Annotated in this window: 20 protein-coding genes; 7 read left to right on the top strand and 13 right to left on the bottom strand. The window is 40.4% G+C overall.

Annotated features, from left to right (window positions below; translation table 11 throughout):
- Nucleotides 1–227: 227 nt before the first annotated feature.
- Nucleotides 228–1,832 (top strand): BCCT family transporter, encoded by a 1,605-nt coding sequence (locus tag L4C37_RS14765; RefSeq protein ID WP_429769022.1) that lies wholly within the window; start codon nucleotides 228–230, stop codon nucleotides 1,830–1,832.
- 242 nt (nucleotides 1,833–2,074) lie between these two features.
- Here the strand turns inward: L4C37_RS14765 and L4C37_RS14760 are convergent, their stop codons facing one another.
- On the bottom strand, nucleotides 2,075–2,644 hold the full coding sequence (locus L4C37_RS14760; protein ID WP_273296496.1) for an NnrU family protein: 570 nt from the start codon (nucleotides 2,642–2,644) through the stop codon (nucleotides 2,075–2,077).
- Nucleotides 2,645–2,817: 173 nt separating this feature from the next.
- Complete coding sequence (locus L4C37_RS14755) at nucleotides 2,818–3,213, bottom strand: PaaI family thioesterase (RefSeq protein ID WP_429769021.1); 396 nt, start codon at nucleotides 3,211–3,213, stop codon at nucleotides 2,818–2,820.
- A 28-nt stretch (nucleotides 3,214–3,241) separates the two neighbouring features.
- Between L4C37_RS14755 and L4C37_RS14750 the strand changes: the two genes are divergently transcribed.
- Nucleotides 3,242–3,520 carry a DUF134 domain-containing protein gene (locus tag L4C37_RS14750; protein WP_137372031.1) on the top strand — a complete coding sequence of 93 codons (279 nt, stop codon included), beginning with the start codon at nucleotides 3,242–3,244 and terminating at the stop codon, nucleotides 3,518–3,520.
- Here L4C37_RS14750 and nqrM read toward each other — a convergent pair.
- The 7 genes from nqrM to L4C37_RS14715 form a co-directional block, all read right to left on the bottom strand.
- Nucleotides 3,508–3,711 carry a (Na+)-NQR maturation NqrM gene (nqrM, locus tag L4C37_RS14745; protein ID WP_429769020.1) on the bottom strand — a complete coding sequence of 68 codons (204 nt, stop codon included), beginning with the start codon at nucleotides 3,709–3,711 and terminating at the stop codon, nucleotides 3,508–3,510. The two genes, L4C37_RS14750 and nqrM, sit on opposite strands and share 13 nt — an antisense overlap.
- On the bottom strand, nucleotides 3,708–4,157 hold the full coding sequence (locus L4C37_RS14740) for a NifB/NifX family molybdenum-iron cluster-binding protein (protein WP_137372033.1): 450 nt from the start codon (nucleotides 4,155–4,157) through the stop codon (nucleotides 3,708–3,710). Before L4C37_RS14740 ends, nqrM begins: the two co-directional genes overlap by 4 nt.
- A 304-nt stretch (nucleotides 4,158–4,461) precedes the next feature.
- Entirely contained in the window at nucleotides 4,462–5,904 is a 1,443-nt protein-coding gene (locus tag L4C37_RS14735) for an AGE family epimerase/isomerase (RefSeq protein WP_137372034.1), read from the bottom strand.
- A 209-nt stretch (nucleotides 5,905–6,113) separates the two neighbouring features.
- Nucleotides 6,114–7,037, bottom strand: coding sequence for a M14 family metallopeptidase (locus L4C37_RS14730; RefSeq protein ID WP_429769019.1), 924 nt, complete (start codon nucleotides 7,035–7,037; stop codon nucleotides 6,114–6,116).
- A 141-nt stretch (nucleotides 7,038–7,178) separates the two neighbouring features.
- The gene (locus L4C37_RS14725) at nucleotides 7,179–8,375 is read right to left on the bottom strand and encodes a GGDEF domain-containing protein (RefSeq protein WP_273296489.1); all 1,197 of its coding nucleotides are present in this window, start codon (nucleotides 8,373–8,375) and stop codon (nucleotides 7,179–7,181) included.
- A 282-nt stretch (nucleotides 8,376–8,657) separates the two neighbouring features.
- Nucleotides 8,658–9,686 (bottom strand): dihydroorotase, encoded by a 1,029-nt coding sequence (gene pyrC / locus L4C37_RS14720; RefSeq protein ID WP_273294016.1) that lies wholly within the window; start codon nucleotides 9,684–9,686, stop codon nucleotides 8,658–8,660.
- Nucleotides 9,687–9,917: 231 nt separating this feature from the next.
- Complete coding sequence (locus tag L4C37_RS14715; protein WP_137372038.1) at nucleotides 9,918–10,076, bottom strand: YqaE/Pmp3 family membrane protein; 159 nt, start codon at nucleotides 10,074–10,076, stop codon at nucleotides 9,918–9,920.
- 216 nt (nucleotides 10,077–10,292) lie between these two features.
- On the opposite strand from L4C37_RS14715, the gene L4C37_RS14710 reads away from it, so the two are divergent.
- Complete coding sequence (locus tag L4C37_RS14710) at nucleotides 10,293–12,110, top strand: MOSC N-terminal beta barrel domain-containing protein (protein ID WP_429769018.1); 1,818 nt, start codon at nucleotides 10,293–10,295, stop codon at nucleotides 12,108–12,110.
- 125 nt (nucleotides 12,111–12,235) lie between these two features.
- On the opposite strand, the gene nadE is transcribed toward L4C37_RS14710, so the two are convergent.
- Nucleotides 12,236–13,066, bottom strand: a complete 831-nt coding sequence (gene nadE / locus L4C37_RS14705; protein ID WP_137372040.1) for an NAD(+) synthase — start codon at nucleotides 13,064–13,066, stop codon at nucleotides 12,236–12,238.
- A gap of 108 nt (nucleotides 13,067–13,174) precedes the next feature.
- On the opposite strand from nadE, the gene L4C37_RS14700 reads away from it, so the two are divergent.
- Entirely contained in the window at nucleotides 13,175–13,705 is a 531-nt protein-coding gene (locus L4C37_RS14700) for a nicotinate-nicotinamide nucleotide adenylyltransferase (RefSeq protein ID WP_429769017.1), read from the top strand.
- Nucleotides 13,706–13,717: 12 nt separating this feature from the next.
- Entirely contained in the window at nucleotides 13,718–14,206 is a 489-nt protein-coding gene (locus L4C37_RS14695) for a hypothetical protein (protein ID WP_137372042.1), read from the top strand.
- Nucleotides 14,207–14,303: 97 nt separating this feature from the next.
- On the opposite strand, the gene L4C37_RS14690 is transcribed toward L4C37_RS14695, so the two are convergent.
- Nucleotides 14,304–14,909, bottom strand: a complete 606-nt coding sequence (locus tag L4C37_RS14690; RefSeq protein ID WP_429769016.1) for an AraC family transcriptional regulator — start codon at nucleotides 14,907–14,909, stop codon at nucleotides 14,304–14,306.
- 175 nt (nucleotides 14,910–15,084) lie between these two features.
- On the opposite strand from L4C37_RS14690, the gene L4C37_RS14685 reads away from it, so the two are divergent.
- Nucleotides 15,085–16,191, top strand: a complete 1,107-nt coding sequence (locus L4C37_RS14685; protein WP_429769015.1) for a 1-acyl-sn-glycerol-3-phosphate acyltransferase — start codon at nucleotides 15,085–15,087, stop codon at nucleotides 16,189–16,191.
- Nucleotides 16,192–16,273: 82 nt separating this feature from the next.
- Here L4C37_RS14685 and L4C37_RS14680 read toward each other — a convergent pair whose 3' ends face one another.
- Nucleotides 16,274–16,876 carry a hypothetical protein gene (locus tag L4C37_RS14680; protein WP_429769014.1) on the bottom strand — a complete coding sequence of 201 codons (603 nt, stop codon included), beginning with the start codon at nucleotides 16,874–16,876 and terminating at the stop codon, nucleotides 16,274–16,276.
- Between the two features lie 80 nt (nucleotides 16,877–16,956).
- Here L4C37_RS14680 and L4C37_RS14675 point away from each other — a divergent pair, with 80 nt between their 5' ends.
- A complete protein-coding gene (locus L4C37_RS14675) occupies nucleotides 16,957–17,256 on the top strand; it encodes a DUF1496 domain-containing protein (protein WP_137372046.1) in 300 nt (99 codons plus the stop codon).
- Nucleotides 17,257–17,299: 43 nt separating this feature from the next.
- On the opposite strand, the gene L4C37_RS14670 is transcribed toward L4C37_RS14675, so the two are convergent.
- Entirely contained in the window at nucleotides 17,300–17,602 is a 303-nt protein-coding gene (locus L4C37_RS14670) for a YfcZ/YiiS family protein (RefSeq protein WP_137372047.1), read from the bottom strand.
- Nucleotides 17,603–17,703 lie beyond the last annotated feature (101 nt).

Below are 17,703 nucleotides of genomic sequence, written 5' to 3'. Positions count from 1 at the left end.
ATGCTTGAACATTATTCAATATGCATTGGTCAGGTTATTGTCAGATCTAAATCTAAGAACCCACATCAAAATTTGGAGACTTGAATTTGTGTTACCATACGCCGCTTGGGGTTGAGCACAAAGTTTTATCATATCGCTTTATATGATGTGACTAGCCAATCAAGTTGTAATTGGATATGGAGTTGGTCCTTATATTCGATCTCTCGGATATGTGAACATCATAATTTATGAGTTTTAAATCAAAAAAGTACAGTATTGATTCTACTGATTATCAAGTCGGTCAAGATAACGTCAGCAAATGGGGCATGGATGTCCATAACACCGTTTTTGTGGCATCTGTCAGTTTATCTATTCTTTTCATCATCACTCTTCTTGCGCTACCAGCTGCTGATGCAAAAGCGGCGATTGATTCTATTAAAGGCGCTGTTTTATCGAACTTCGATTTCCTATTCATGTGGGGAGCTAACATCCTGTTAGTGTTCGCAATCATCCTGGCGTTTTCACCTTTAGGTAAAATTCGTTTAGGTGGTGAAGATGCGACGGCTGATTATTCCAAAGCATCATGGATTGCAATGCTTTTTGCCGCTGGTATGGGGATTGGGCTTATTTTCTGGGGTGTTGCAGAGCCAACTGCTTTCTTCACCAATTGGTTCGGAACACCATTGAATGCTGAACCTTATACAGAAGCCGGTCGTGAGTTAGCACTAGGCGCAACAGTTTTCCACTGGGGCTTACATGCATGGGCTATCTATGGGATGACAGCACTTTGCCTTGCATACTTTGTTTATAACAAAGGTTTACCGCTATCAATGCGTTCAGTATTTTATCCATTATTGGGTGATCGTGTTTGGGGTAAAACCGGCGATGTTATCGATGTACTGACAGTGTTAGTGACTCTGTTTGGTTTGGCTACATCATTGGGTTTAGGTGGTACACAAGCGGCAAGTGGGATTAGCCATGTTTTCGGCTTAGAGAATAACATCTATCTTCAGCAAGCTATTATCGTGTTGATCATGGGTTTAGCGATTGTTTCTGTTCTGCGTGGCATGGACGGAGGTGTTAAGTTCCTTAGTAACCTAAATATGGTTATTGCGTTTATATTCCTTGGTCTTATTGCTGTTTTGAATTTCACTACAGTGCTTGATTCTTTGGCTACAGCAGTCACGGGTTATGTGAAAAACATCGTAGCATTAAGTCAAACTTCTGGTCGTGAAGATACAACATGGCTACATGGTTGGACTGTGTTCTACTGGGCTTGGTGGGTTGCTTATGCACCATTTTTCGGTATGTTCGTTGCTCGTATTTCTAAAGGTCGTACTGTTCGTGAATTCTTGCTTTGTGTAATGATTATTCCAACATTAGTGACAACAGCTTGGATGTCTATCTTTGGTGGTGTAGCTATCGAACAAGTAATGGATAAAGTAGGTCAGCTTGGTATTGATCAGGGTATTACAGATGTGTCTCTAAGCTTGTTCTATATGCTAGATGCCTACCCGTTTGGCAGTATTTTATCTGTAATCGCCGTTGCATTAATCATTGTATTCTTTGTGACCACACTTGATTCGGGATCTATCGTAATTGATGGCATGACGGCTGGTGGTAAATTAGAAGTACCAGTGAAGCAGAAGGTGGTTTGGGCTGTTATTTCTGGTGCGATTGCAATGGTCATGTTGTGGATTGGTGGTACTCAATCTATTCAAGCGCTGCAATCTATTACCATTATAGCGGCTATGCCTTTCACTATTATTTTATTGCTGGGCAGTGTGAGTTTATTTAAAGGACTGCTGACGGAATTGGATAAAGTGCAAGTGTCTGCTAATGAATCACGTTAGTTACCTAAAGTAGTAGCCTGCACCTTATAATAAAAACTCTCTGGTACATTGTGTCAGAGAGTTTTTTATTAAATAACATTCTAAAAACCACTAATTCAATTAAAGTAACCTTACTCTCCTGATAGCGTAGTTCGATACATTTTGATTACTAATTGATTAAGTATTTCAATTGGTTATCAATTTTATCATGATGAATGGCATATAACTGTCATTGATAAGAGTCAACATTTAAAGCAGTCGAATCACACGACTAATGGCATGCCAATTAGCTTGCTGTGCAAATACAGCACGAAGGTAATAGTTAATGCTACGCCAAGAATGATCGCAATGATGTCATTCATTTTACTTGGTTTAAGACTCGGTAGAGGGCGAGTTTCTCTTTTATTGAACGACACTCGTGCAATGATTGCCCAGATTAAAAAAGATCCAAAAAGTATCACGTCAGCCATCATGCCATTAACGAGTAAATGACTGAATGCCCATAATTTTACAGCGATAAGTTGAGGGTGTTTCGTTACTTGCTTTATTTTACCTGGTAAGTAAGGAACAACGAATAACACCATTACAGGAAGCATCAATAAATAGGTGAGATGCCTTACCCAGTATGGCAGTGTATAAAGCAGTACAGGCTCGAGTCTAAGTGATGCATAGCCTTTTGCAATAAACACAATTCCCACAAGAGATATGATTGAGTAGATCAACTTCCACCCAATCTTGTATTTTTCAACCATTCTCGTTCTGAAATCTTCATTAATGATAGATATTGAATGAACACCTAAAAATAACAATAAACCTGTAATAAAAATCACCATAAGATCTTTCCTCTATTCCTTTATATTGACGCTAGAATAACCACTTTCCTTGCATGTAAAGTTGCGCGCAATCAAGTTGTGTAAAATTAAATATAAATAATTTGTGACATCTTCGTTGACTGCCCTAGTGGTATTAATCGATTTTCTGTGTGGGTTTCAGGCTTAGATAGGCTTTATGACATGAATTGACTTTGTGCCGATGAACATATTCTTCCGTGTTGGACTATCTGGCTTTGTAAAAAATGAATATTACGTTTGCTTTTTACCCACTTCGCTCGGATTTCTATTGGCTTGCCAATGTATATCGGGCTATGGAATCTAGAGGCTAAGCTAACGGTCATCGCGTGGATATCATGACTGAATAAGCAGTGCAGCATTGCACAGTCATGTAACGTGGTTACAATTCCTCCCTGCATAATCCCATCGTAGCCCTCCACTTTATCTGTTGGTACAATCTTCGCGAGGATCTCTCGTTCACCTATGATGTCAAAGTTTATAGGGCTGTGAGTAAAAAAATTGTGGCAGCATACTTGGCATTGTTGATGGTTGTAGGGAGTAGAGATATTCATATTTGCCTTTACACAGTAGGAAATTGATATGGCTCGACCAAAAAAACATCGAGTGCTATGTACACGTGCTGCTTATTCTTGTTTCAAGCCTAATGGAATTCCTCGAGAGGAACTCCATCATGAAGACCTTCATTTAGAAGAGCTGGAAGCATTACGCTTGGCTGATGTTGAAGGGCTGAGTCAGCTTGAAGCCGCAATGCAAATGCAGGTGTCCCGCCAAACGTTCGGTAACATAATTAAACGTGCACGAGCTAAAGTAGCAACCTGCATTGTTCATGGTCATGCACTAGTGATTCAAGAGTCCTGATAGGGCTCTTTGATTTGGTAGAGTACTCGGCTGTGTTCCACACACATATCTACGCAATTGCATTCTTTCTTGATATCTAATTGAGCTAACCCGCCACAACTCCCTTTGATGGGGGGGCGTGAAAAAATGATACCTATCGACATCAACGTTATTACGGCGATAAAACTCAGGAGAGTGAATAAGAATGTCATTGGTAAACCCTTTTGATTACCCCTAGTTTATGCGGCTGCGATCTGGAAAGAGTGGAAGTGGTGGAAAGAGCTGAAGTCGGTCCTCTTTTGCTGCCGCAACGATGATTATTACGTGATTCTCGGCCGTACTCTGTGTCTCGAATTTCTGGCAGGTTCTTTAAGTCTAATGCGGTAATTAACGCTTTTGCAGGAGAGGCAAAGACTTTGACTTCCTTATCGAACAGGTGGCCTAGCATTTTTTTACCAATATGGCGGACAACAACAGCCTTTACATGATAAGTACCAATGATCGCCATCCATCGATTCTTTTTATTGCATGAGTTATCCGATTCGTTCCAAGGAATAATATGCCTGACCTGTTGTCGGTCATCCATAATGATGATTTGTGGTGAGCGAGAAAAATGGTTGCCAACGTGAAGGTTCTGAGAAGGGACCGCGTAGATCATGGTAGCTCCTAGCAAATGCGAATGAGGTGGTTATTGTAAGATTTGTTATTAGCATATGCCAATAACAAATCTGCAACTATAGTTTTCACTGGCTAGGGAATGTCGAGAACAGTCGTCGGGGGTAGACAAATATAAGGTGTGAATATCAGTCTTATTTTGTATTCATCTATAGTGCTTATTTACTGTTTTTAATCCACTTGTTTTAGTTCTGGGTAACTGGCGATACTCACAACTTACCTATTGCTAACTTTATATTTAGAACAATAGGTAAGCCATTTTTAAGCGTTAGTTGACGTTCAAGCTGCTAAGGTTGAATGTTTTCAAAACGGACTTTTTGCGTTCCATCTTCTTGCACATCTATATCAATCACGTCACCTTGAAAATAATAAGGGGCAACGGGCATTTTGCTGTTTTTCGGTCTGGCGTAGTGTAAGGTTGCCGATTTTTTTTCAACTTGCTGTGAGTATAAGTAACCAATTAAGGCATGCTCAAATTGATGGTATCCATTGCCCCAATGGAAAGCTTTAGTTCGTTTGGGTTCAAGTCCAACCCCGCCGTACTTATGGTCAACCCATACATCATGGAAAGTTGGTAGGGTATATTGCAGCACTTCTTTCATCGAACCGTCAACGAGTGATACGGTCATAGCGGCTTGATCAAGCTCTGCCCATTCCCATGATGAACTCCACTGACTATAAGGTCGACTTTGCCAGCCTGTTATATCCTGATCTTTCCATTTTTCCTGAAGTTGTTCGTTAAAGTAGCCGGAGACGCTGGCAAAACTTTTCTGATATTGCGCTTGCTCGAGAGTATGTTTCATCCCCTTGAGACCGAAAGTCGACCATTCAGAATTCTTTAGGGTTTGCCCTGTTAAATACGTCATCCAGTACGCTTTGATAGTGTGCCCAAAATCATTATGATTGGCGTTTGGCATCATGGCGGCTTTATGGTGAATTGCTCCGTAAAAGCGTTGTTCGCTCTTGGAGTGATAATGCTCAACCATGGTTTGTGTTAGCCAGTTAAGGTCATTAAACCATTTTGACTTGATCGGCTCTTCTAGTAACGGTGCAATCAATAGCATGTAACCGTTAATTTGGTCTAATTGAGCGACCAGCTCTCGCTGTTTTGCACTGCCATCACTGCTGTCAGCCAGAACCCAAGCGAGACCAAGACCATCTTCCAGTCGATATTTTTCAAATATGAAAGCTTGCTGATCGATAAGTGCCTGCTCGACCTTTTTGTCTTGTGTTAGGTAGTAATACATAGCTAAGCCAACTAAAGCATAAGCTTGATCTTGCGATGTGCGTTGTTGCCAATCTAGCCCTGCTCTCCCTTTTTGGGTATAGCTAATGAAGCCACCATTCTTCTTGTCTTGTAGCTCATCAATTATGTAGTAGGCACCTTGTTTTGCTAGGTTTAAGGCTTTAGGGTCTCCGGTAAGGTGGTACAGAACACCATAAGCAAAAGTTTGCCGTGATTTCATTCGTGTGAAATCTTTTCCAAAATGTGGTGCAATCCAATCTCTTTTTAATTCAGGGCAGACATCTGAAACATTGAGCAGTGTGCCGTCATCACAGCGGAAAGTCGGGAAGTTACCGATTGGCTCACCTTGAGCACTCGGCATTACCCAATAGGGAGCGAGCCCTTTGGTTGTGTGATCTAGCCAGTCTTCACCTGAAGGAAGGTTGATGCTTGCAGATACGGTTAAGCTGACCGTACTTAGAATAGCAATTGTTTCTCGTAACATGATGTGCACTTAAGTAGTTGAATTTATTTGAATATAAACAATCATACTTRCACATTATGGCGGGGTGATCACAGTCGTTTAAATGTTGAATGGTAAAGGTGGCTTGTTTGAAGTGAAGCAGGCTCAGAAAAAGTGGCACACTTATCAATTAATCAATTAATCAATTAAGCCAGTGTGCCACTAATGCCATTGCGACTGAAACCATGTGGTTAAGCGGTTTTGGCTAGTACATAGTCAAGCGCACCTAGAATTGCTGCTACTTGAGCGTCATTACATTCTTCGTCTGTGACTTTAGCGCTGTCAGGGTAAACTTCAGTCGTAGTTCCATATTTACAGTTTGTCACACCACCACATAGTCCGAGTTTTTTCATTGGGTAGTTGATAACGCCATGTTGTGTTACGTCTGAACCGATGATTTTGCCTTCTTCATCCGCAGGGGCAATGTGCGTTACTTTTGCCACTGATTCAATGATAGCGGCTTGGAACTCCGGTTGCGGGTTTTCAGTATCGCCTACCGTGTAGAAGCCATCTGGAATCATCCCCTTAATGTACTCAATACCATCACGTGCCGCGAGAGCTGGTCTAAACTCGGTTTCATCAGAGTCCGTAGTTTCGTGAAGATCAATGTGTACTAAAACTTCTTGTGGCAAAGAAGCAACTAGATCGCGTAGGTTTGCGGATTCTTCTGCGGGTGTACCTTCATAGAAAGAACGGTTTGGATCTACCGCATTTGGGTTCCAGCGGTTAATCACTTCGTAGCCCCATGGGCTAACACAAGGCGCGATGACAATATTAAAATACGGCGTGTATTTGTTCGCTTGAGTTTCTGCAAACTTAATTGCGCCGTGAACACCGCTGGTTTCATAACCATGTACGCCGCCAGTCACAAGAACGGTTGGTTTGTTGCTGTCCCAATTTTTACTTTTAATGGCAAATAGCGGAAAACGCTCGGTGTCATAGCTCAAGGCGCCATACTGTTCGATATCAAACTGCTCGGAGAGTGCTGAAATTTTTGGCACTACTTCTTTTTGATATTCACGTTTAATGGTGGTTTGTTCGTACCACTCTTTGCGTTCTTGTTCTTGCCATTTTTGACCAGGCTTGCCGATTGGGTAGGTGTAGGTATTTTGCATTTCCTTGCCTCTATAGGATCACGTTGAAGGCAAGAGCATAGTCAGCTGTCGATTGTTAAGCAACTGTTATTGATGTCGTTGATTTATGAACCAACAAAATGGTAGGGAAACATATTAATTTATGTATTAGTTGGCTTTAATCTACTGTATCACTTTTAGATTTGGCCCTAGATCTGAAGGAGTTTTGGCGGAATAAACTGCATTTCTACCGTTGCTTTTCGCAGCATATAGAGCTTCATCAGCTCTTTGTATCAGCGAAGACCATTGCTCATCTTTATTTAATTGAGAAACACCAAAGCTAGCGGTCCAAGGAACAGTTTGATTCTGAGTAAATGAAAAACTGGCTATAGATTCGCGTATTTTATTCGCTACAATCATTGCATTTTCAGTATTCGTTTCAGGTAAAATAATTAAGAACTCATCACCACCGTAGCGAAACCCAAGATCTTGTTTTCGCAGTTTAGTTCTCAATATCTCCCCAATTCTTATTAATACTAGATCACCTATTTGATGACCTAAAGAATCATTTATTTCTTTAAAATGGTCAATGTCAGCAATGATAATAGACAATTCAGAGTGGTTTCGCTGCGCTCGGGAATACTCTCTTGGAATGATGTCTTCCATCGCTCTGCGGTTATAAAGCTGCGTTAGACTATCTTTGATTGAAGAGCTATAAACGGTTGAGACTAACCTTGCATTAATAAGCCAAGTGAATGTAAACCCAACCACAATGATCAATACCACCATCATAAAGAAGGCGAGCTGGTGGATGTTTCCCGCGTGTAAGAAATTATTGATGTCTGACCCTGAAACGGTAATGCCTATACGTAAGGTCATAAAGAAAGCATTAAAGAAGAAAATACCTGCCAGTAGCCAGATAGCTAATGATAGGTCATCAGCCTTTCCTTTCAAGGTAATGTATGCGCTCATACTTGTGCAAATAACTACATGCAGGCTAATTATAACGATTCTCGTCGTCGTGGAAGTATCGAACAATGAGTAGTAAATAAGAGATATAGCAACCAGAGGTAAAAGAATGAAAGCTATTTTTGAGTATATGAAGGATGTGATTCGAAACTGACATAGACTATGCACAATCAAAGTGAAGCCGAAAGCAATAAGAGTATTTGCTGCGATCTTTGATAACCAAATTGAGATGCTTGGACCAAAACTGAGTAAAGAGAAACCAATAGACAGCATCAAAATCGCTGTCGCTAAAGTGAATAATCCTGGTATTGGCTCTTGGTTTTTTTGAAGAAGACTTAGCCCTATAAAATAAACGATGGATAACATTGCCGTGACAACGCACAACGTCCGAATGTCTAAATTTAATTCCATGTACACCCTCTCGATAAGATCGAATGAGCGCTTAGCTCTTATATCTGAAGCTTAGTCTACAACCCTTAATAAATCGAATGGCACCCGAAATATTTGCATATTCTCGAATTAAAATGAGTGACTTAGCGGTTAATCGCTAATGGGGTATTGTTTGAATAGAATAGTTTGAGACTAAGGGCGAGGGTTTTAATGATAGATGACGAAAGAGCTATCTATAAAAAAGCTCTCTATATGGAATAGAGAGCTTTTAAAGTTCAGTGAGAAAGGTGCTGAATCAAATAATTACTTAACTGTCCAAGCGATCGTTTCGCCAGCTCGAATCGGTACAACAATATCAGAACCGAAAGGCATCGTTTCTGCTACTTTCCACTCTTCTTTGACCAAGGTTACGGTATCTGAATTGCGAGGGATACCATAAAAATCCGGTCCATTATGACAAGCAAAGGCTTCTAGGTTTTCTAGTTTACCTTCTTGTTCAAATACTTCTGCATAAAGTTCAACAGCTGCGTGTGCAGTATAAGAACCAGCACAGCCACAAGCTGCTTCTTTCATGCCTTTCGCGTGGGGCGCAGAATCCGTACCAAGGAAGAATTTCTTACTGCCACTTGTTGCCACAGCGATAAGAGCTTGCTGGTGGGTATTGCGCTTAAGAATTGGCAAGCAGTAGAAGTGAGGTTTAATGCCGCCTACTAGCATGTGGTTACGGTTATATAGTAAGTGGTGCGCCGTAATCGTTGCTGCAACGTTCTCATTTGCTTTTTGAACGAAGAAAGCCGCATCTGCTGTTGTAATGTGCTCTAAAACAATCTTCAGGTTAGGGAAGTCGTCAACAATAGGTGCTAGCACTGTGTCTAAAAACTCTTTTTCACGGTCAAAAATATCGACGTCATGTGACGTTACTTCGCCGTGTACAAGAAGCAACATACCGACTTCTTGCATCGTTTCTAGTACGTGATAAATATTCTTAGCTGATGTTACGCCAGAATCAGAGTTTGTCGTAGCGCCTGCCGGGTAAAGTTTAGCGGCAACAACGGCACCAGATTCTTTTGCTTTACGGATTTCTTCAGATGTCGTGTTATCTGTTAAGTAAAGTGCCATTAAAGGCTCAAACTGTTCACTTGGCTTTTCTGCCATGATGCGTTCACGGTAAGCTAAAGCCATTTCGGTATCGGTTACCGGTGGGATGGTGTTTGGCATGATTAACGCTCGACCATTGTAACGGCTGATATCGCGAACGGTATCTTTCAGTACATCACCATCGCGTAGATGAACGTGCCAGTCGTCAGGACGAGTAATCGTAATTTGTGTCATTGAAATGCTCCCACCAATTGAAGTGTTATGTAGTTGGAGCCTAAACGAACCAAAAACTGTGAAAGCAATCGCTTCCGTTTAGGCGACAGGATGATAGAGGAAAAGAGGTTTCATTTCACCCTATTTTTATTTCAATGATGGTTGAGGCTTTATTAATTACGGGCTGAATGAGATTAAAGAGTTGGAGTGATGTTTATCATTTAACAGTGCCCGTTGCTTACACTGGTCATTTTATCGAGTTGCCACCCATAATGCATGGATCATCCCTGGAACCCAGAAAAATAGCGTTAGTACAATGTTGATCAGTAAATCTTTACCTACGCCTTTTGCGAAGAATACACCCAGTGGGGGAAGAATGACGCAGAGAATGATAAGTACAAGTTTATTCATAATAATTCCTTTTTCATGATTGCTCTTCATGAGCATAAATTGCCGAAGTCGTATCTACAAGATTGCAGCCAACTGACTTGATGTAAAGTGATTTGTGAATATTCTCAATAGACATATTCACAAGGTTCTCACATTTTACGCATCAAAATATCGCTGAGTTTAACTATTAGTAACCTTTTGTTAGCATGCATATAAATAATAAACATTGGATTCGTTATGTCGCAGTCATCACTTTCTCAAATTAACATTTTCCCGGTTAAATCTGTCGGTGGAATCTCTCTTTCAACATCGTGGGTAGAAAAGCAAGGTTTGAGCTTTGATCGTCGTTTTATGTTAGCTCTAGCTGATGGGGCAATGGTAACGGCAAGAAAATACCCAGTGATGGTTAAAGTTCAATCGAGCTTATTGCATGATGGCATCATCTTTACTTTCCCTGGTTTAGAGCCACTAAGGGTTAAATACCAACAATTCAAAATGCAAGAAACACCAGCAATTGTTTGGAAAGATAACTTCACAGCCTATACGACAACTGACGATGCAGATGATTGGTTCAGCCAAGTATTAGGGCAAAGGGTTGAGCTGCTTTTCTCTGGTGAGCAATCGAATCGAGTGCGCGAAAAAATTGGTCATAATGTCAGCTTTGCAGACGGTTACCCATTATTGGTGATTAGCCAAGCTTCTTTGGATGAGCTTAATCGTCGTAGCCCTGAAGAGCACTCAATGGATCAGTTTCGTACTAACTTAGTTGTCTCTGGTGATGAACCATTTATTGAAGATAGCTGGAAGCGGATTCGTATTGGTGATGTTGAGTTTGAAGCGGTGAAGGCATGTGAACGCTGTATTTTGACCACTGTTGATGTTGAAACGGCTGAATTTAGACCAAGTAAAGAACCTTTGAATACCATGTCGAGCTTTAGAGCGAACGAGCGTGGTGGCGTATTTTTTGGGCAGAACTTAGTGGCTAAAAATGAGGGTATGATCTGTGTCGGTGATCAAATAGAAGTACTTGAAACTAAAGAGAAAGAATTCTACGAAGATACATGGAAAGCCTCTTTGACTCTTACTTGCGTTGAACGCGAAGAAGTCGCAAGAGACTTTACAACCTTTTGGCTTGAGCCAGCAAAAGGTGAAGTACCAAATTATCAGCCTGGTCAGCACCTTCCAATTGAAATGAATGTAAATGGTAGCATTGTTTCCCGCCGCTATACTCTATCTTCTAGCCCTTCACGCGCTGGTCGGTTGGCGATATCGGTTAAACGTGTTGATGATGGACAGGTTTCTAATTGGTTAAATGACCATTTCCAAGTGGGTGACTCATTGGTCGCCCAAAACCCTGATGGTGCTTTCTTCTTAGAAGACAACCCGACAAGACCGTTATTACTTCTTTCTGCAGGAAGTGGCATCACTCCTATGTTATCGATGTTACGTTACTTATCTGATCATAATCAGGTGAATGATGTGGTTTTCTACCATCAGTGTACGGAAGAGCAAGACATCCCATACAGAGAAGAGTTAGAGCAACTTGAAGCTAAACATAACGGTTTAAAAGTGATGATCTCGTTGACTCAACCTTCTGGAAAGTGGTCTGGTTTATCAGGACGCCTAAGTGTGTCGCATGTCGCTAAGGTTGAAACTGTACATCATAGGCAGGCATTTGTTTGTGGACCTGAAGGTTTCATGCAAGACGCTAAAAAATTACTGATTCAATTTGGCTTAAATCCGCAGCATTACCACCAAGAAGCATTTGGAGTCAATCAAGCATCAGATGAGCCAGTGGTAGCACTTCAATTGAGTATAAATGGCTATTTATTCGATGGTGATAATCAATCTACTTTACTTGAACAAGCTGAAGCTGCAGGTGTTGCGATTGCTTCAAGTTGCCGGGCGGGTTTTTGTGGAGCTTGCAAAGTAACTCTGGAATCTGGTCAAGTACATCAACCTGACGTTCCCGCACTGCAAGAGCATGAACGAAATATGGGGCAAGTACTAGCATGCTGCTGTATCCCTCAAACTGATATTGAGGTTGTTGATTAAAGCGAATATTGAGACTGTGATAGACCTCGTAAGTGTTCGCTAGAATATGTTGTCAAAAAAGGGCAGATATCGTTGAGATACCTGCCCTTTGTAATTAGATTCATTTAGAAAAACGTAAGAACGAATTAATCGTAAATCGTCGGAATAGGCTGACGTTTGTGTTGAGTCGCTTTGTAAATAGCAACCAATCGCTCAGTTACGTATTCAGGGACTTCCTTCCCTTCCAAAAAGTCGTCAATTTGGTCGTAAGTCAGATCTAGTGCGTCTTCGTCCGCTTTTTGCGGGTCAAGCTCTTCTAAATCAGCCGTTGGAACCTTATGTACGAGTAACTCAGGGGCGCCCAGCGTAGCTGAAAGCTCACGAACTTGGCGTTTGTTCAAGCCGAATAACGGTGCGAGATCACAAGCACCATCGCCATGTTTTGTATAAAATCCAGTGATATTCTCTGCAGAATGGTCAGTACCAATTACTAAGCCGCCCACATAGCCAGCAATCTCGTATTGAGCAATCATACGTGCACGTGCTTTTACGTTGCCTTTAACAAAATCTAGCTTTGCAGTATCTGTTGGCAATAAGCCTGTACCTTCTAGGGCAACATGAGAAGCGGCATGCAAACCATCTACGCCTGCTTTAATATTGACTGATACTGAATGTGAAGGCTGAATAAATGATAGAGCCAATTGTGCTTCATCTTCATCTTTCTGTTCACCGTAAGGCAAGCGAACGGCAATGAACTGATAATCATTAGTTGCAGAAGCTTCATTTAAGCCATCAACCGCTAGTTGAGCAAGTCGACCACATGTTGTGGAATCTACGCCACCACTAATACCTAGGATTAAAGACTTACAACCTGATTGCTGTAATTTTGTTTTGATGAACTCAACTCGTCGGTTGATTTCGAAGTGTGGGTCAATAGACGGAAGCACACGCATTTCATCACGGATCAACTGTTCCATTCGTTTTCCTTTCCTGCAAGCAATTTAAAATTCTAGTGTTATCATACCTAAATCACTCGATTAAAAAACCTATTTGCGTAGGCTCTCATAGAGAAGAACAGGATCAACATGCTGAAAATAGCGGTATTCGGAAGTGCATTTAATCCACCTAGTTTAGGGCATAAAAGTGTTATTGAGTCGCTTGCTCATTTTGACAAAATTCTACTGGTTCCAAGTATTGCCCATGCTTGGGGAAAGGAAATGTTAGATTTTGATATTCGGTGTCAGCTGGTGGAAGCTTTCATTGAAGACATCGAATTAAGTCACGTAGAGTTGTCAGATATCGAAAAATGCCTTCATACGCCCGGTGAAAGTGTCACGACCTATGCTGTACTTAACAAAATTAAAGAAAAATATTCAAATGCCGATATAACATTTGTAATTGGCCCTGATAATTTTTTTAAATTTTCGTCTTTTTATAAAGCTGAAGAGATAACAAAGACTTGGGCTGTGATGGCTTGCCCAGAGAAAGTTAATATTCGAAGTACAGATATCCGAAATGCTATTTCTAATGGAACAGATATCAAAGATCTGACTACTTCATCAGTTACAAAGATGTTGCAAGACGGTGATCTGTATAAGATAATGCAAGCCCTATAATCCAGAGGTCTGATGACTATGCTAAAAAGAACAACAACAGCATTGCTTTTAATTGTGAGCTGTATGCACGCAAATGCTAGCTGTAATCTTTTTAGTGATGAGTCTGTGATGCTAAATCAAGATGAAGCACTAGGCTGCCAAGAATTTACAGACAGCTGGGATTATGTCGAACAGCAAGTCATTAGTTTAGGCGGTTTGTTGGATGAAGATACTGAGTCGACCGACGATTATTGGAGTGACTGGGCTCTGAAATCGAAAGATGCTCCAATTCTTACTCAGAACATTTCATCAAACTATTTTGGCTTAGGCATGTGGCTGCCAGAAGATCTTGAAGAAACTAAAAATGATATGACCACTCAAGAATGGCTTTTAAATCATGGCTTACAATTAAGTGTGGGTTTTGGAGATAAGGTCAATGGTCAACCTAGGTTACGTTTTGACTATCGTTGGCATGATGAACGTGATGCCAACATGATGATGCAAGTAGAACTTCCGTTCTAAAGAACGCTTCGTGAAAAGCAATCATTAAAAAGCCGTTTGAATCGATTTCAAACGGCTTTTTTAATGATTGCTAATTCGCTCTTCTTCCCAAGGAAGCTTATAGCTCGTGTCCAAATACTAATACTGAAAGCAGGTTGAATTCTTCAGACTTTCCAGCAAAAAGATCGTCGATCACCTTTGGTTTTTTCTGACCTGATTGCATGCGCTTTTTAGCTTCACGCATCATCATTACTAGAGTCTGTTCTTGATTCAATGTTGGCTCTTCTGAGCTCCACATATTGACTTTTTCAGTCAATGAGCTTGAACTCAGTGTTGGTTTAAAGGCAAGGCTTTCTTGTTTAAAAACAGACAATAGATTTTTTTGATGTTCTTCTGAGAGTTTATCCGACGAAAGTTTATCAAGTACGGCTTTAGATAGTGCCGTATGTTCGATATAACCAGCTTGTTGTGGGAATGCATCACTTAAGCGAACAGAAAAATCGACTTGCTCAATTTCAGTATTTGGGAAATACGTTAAAGAGGTCAAACAATCAAAAGGAATCCAGATACTTTGGTTCTTTTCGACTGCGTATTCTTGCTTGCCCAGTTTCACTAAAACCAATCCACTACGAACAGATACTAGGCTGTGTTTAAGTACTTTTTTTCTAGGTGTAATGACCAAGTGAGAAAAGTGAGCCGAGATATACTCGATAGCAAAGTTCATAGATAGTACCTTAGTTTTTGGGCGCTAAGATTACCGCTATTCATCAAAAATGCCAACACTGACCGTTTATTTTCTTTATTTCTGGTCTGACCTTGCTCAAAGTATGGCTTATGTTGCTGCGAGAAGTGCCAACAATGCGTAGAATGAGCCAGCTTTTTATTATATGTAGTGAAAAATGACCGACACAACTGATCCATACTTTGATATTCGTCCTTACAGTGATGACGAGATTCCTGCGGCAATTGACCGTTTAATTAATGACGAAGAATTTATCAACGCCATTCTGCACTATCGTTTCTCTAATCATGCAAATTGGTTTAAGGCTTTAATGAGTCCAATTCTACGTGTGTACTTGAAAATGAAATGGAGCAAGTTCAAAAGTGTTGAAGCCATTCAAATTGAAGTGAAGAAGTACCTGCGTGACACATTGGCAGATACCACTGATGGCGTGTCTTATTCTGGCTTAGAGGTATTAGATTCAAACCAAGCGTACTTATTTGTTTCTAACCACCGTGATATCGCGATGGATCCTGCCTTGGTTAACTATGCATTGCATCAGCAAGGGCACAATACATGTCGTATTGCGATTGGTGATAATCTGCTTAAAAAGCCTTGTGCGACAGAATTGATGAGATTGAACAAAAGCTTCATTGTTAAGCGTTCATTGAAAGGCCCAAGAGAAATGATGAAAGCTTTGGGTCAGCTATCTTCATATATCAAATATTCTCTTGAAACGGGCAATTCGATTTGGATTGCACAGAAGGAAGGGCGAGCAAAGGATGGTAATGATTTTACTGATCCAGCTATATTAAAGATGTTCCATGTAGAAGGTCGTAAACAAAAAGTTCCATTTTCAGAGTATGCAAAATCTTTAAAAATAGTGCCTGTTTCTATCTCATATGAGAATGACCCTTGTGATACTGCTAAGGCGCTAGAGCTATATGAAAAAGATATCCATGGTACTTATGAAAAAGGTGAATTTGAAGATATTGAAAGTATCATTCAGGGCATCATAGGAAAGAAAGGTCGTGTGCACGTTAGTTTTGGTGATGTAATTTCCCAAGATTTCGAAACGCCAGATGCTTTAGCTGAAGAAATCGATCGCCAGATACATAATAACTATAAGTTGTTCCCGATAAACTTGTTAGCGGCGAAAAAGGGTGATGATTCAATTACTGATAAAGTGCAAAGTGACTTTGAAGCTAAGTTATCAGCGATTCCGCTTGGAGCCCATCAATACTTAATCGACAGCTACGCTAATCCAGTTAAAAATATTGGTTAATTGGTTAATTGGTTAATTGGTTAAATATCTAAAAGGAGCTCGTTGAGCTCCTTTTTTGATGCGAATAAATATGACGTATGACTTATCGGGCAACGGCACCACCTAGGGTTAAGTTGGTTGGCCATTTAGAGATAATATTCCCACCTAAATAGATATTTCCTTTTACCGTCATTGTGTCAGGAAACTCTTTAATTGCAGACCCGCCAAGATAAAGGTTGCCATCAATGATGATACCCTCGGGCAAATTGGTTAAGGGGGTACGTATAACGCTTAAATCCCCTTTTACTCTTAAGCGGTTTGGTAATTTTTGGAGGGGCGTATCAGTAAGGTTTAAGTAACCACCGACTTTTACACCCTTTGGCCAATTTTTAATTTGAGTCCCGAGTAAATTGGCATAGCCTTGAATTGATGTCCCTGCATAAACTTTATTTAGTAAGCTATTTGAAGCATCTAAACTTCCTTTAACCTCTAAGCCTTTTGGTAACCTTTTAATCGTTGTCTTTTCTATATTGAGATTCCCTTTGACTACTAAATCAGAAGGCAGCTCAGTGTAAGGCTTATTGCGCAGGTACAAATTCCCGTAATTATCCAGGTGATTGAGTATCTGGTAATTATCCAGTGGCTCAGCATAAACTGGGGAAGTTATGAAAAAGCTACTCAATAGGAGTGTTAAAAATGGGCGCATAGTCTGTTTATTTTGTTGAGTGACATTTACACTATAACGATAAATACACGCATCGGTTAAGTATAAATTTAAGGGAGCCTATGACGTTTGAACCTCATCAACTTAAAAAAGTAACGCTCAGTTTCGCGACTTTAATTCTATTCGGTGGTTATACGTCTGCCGAGGCGTTAGCTAATAGAGTGATAGCAACACCTGGTAAAGCGGCGGTTGTGGTCTCTCAACCGAATACGAATCAGCGTTTATGTTATTACGATGATAAGTCCTATAGCATTGGAGCTGTGCTTGAAGTGTCAGGAGTGCTTATTGAGTGTAAAGTTGAAAAAGAGTTTGAGTTAAACGGCACATTACAATGGGTTCAATTAAAGAAAAAAGACAAGTAACCAGTACTTGTCTTTATGTTTATTAAAATGAAAACCAATTCAATTATCGAGAAAGAGAACGTGTTTTTAATTCAAAAATTAATTTTTCAGCGCTGACTTCAAATTGAAACTGAGCTGTCAGCTCTTTAGTCTCTTCTGTTAGTTCAGAAACCGTGTATTCAACTTTTTCAGACACTTGTTTTGCTAGATCGAGATACTTAGCAAATTCGCTTTCAATTAGCGCTTTGGACTCACCAAAGATAGTAACTGTTGCAACGTCATCGCCTTCTCTAATCATAAAGCCAATTTCACCAGCACAACCGCATGCTTCACATACATCGTTGTTGTTTTCAGCATCGTGACTCATAAATAATCCTCTTACAAAAGTTACGGTTATTCTATCTAGCAATTTGAACTGTATCTACAAAAATTAAATTTCTTTGAACCAAATATCATTGGTATGCTATG

Source organism: Vibrio kagoshimensis, assembly GCF_050337535.1.
Classification (GTDB): domain Bacteria; phylum Pseudomonadota; class Gammaproteobacteria; order Enterobacterales; family Vibrionaceae; genus Vibrio; species Vibrio gallaecicus.
Note: the sequence above shows the minus strand (reverse complement) of the source record. Positions and strands in the feature narration are given on the sequence as shown.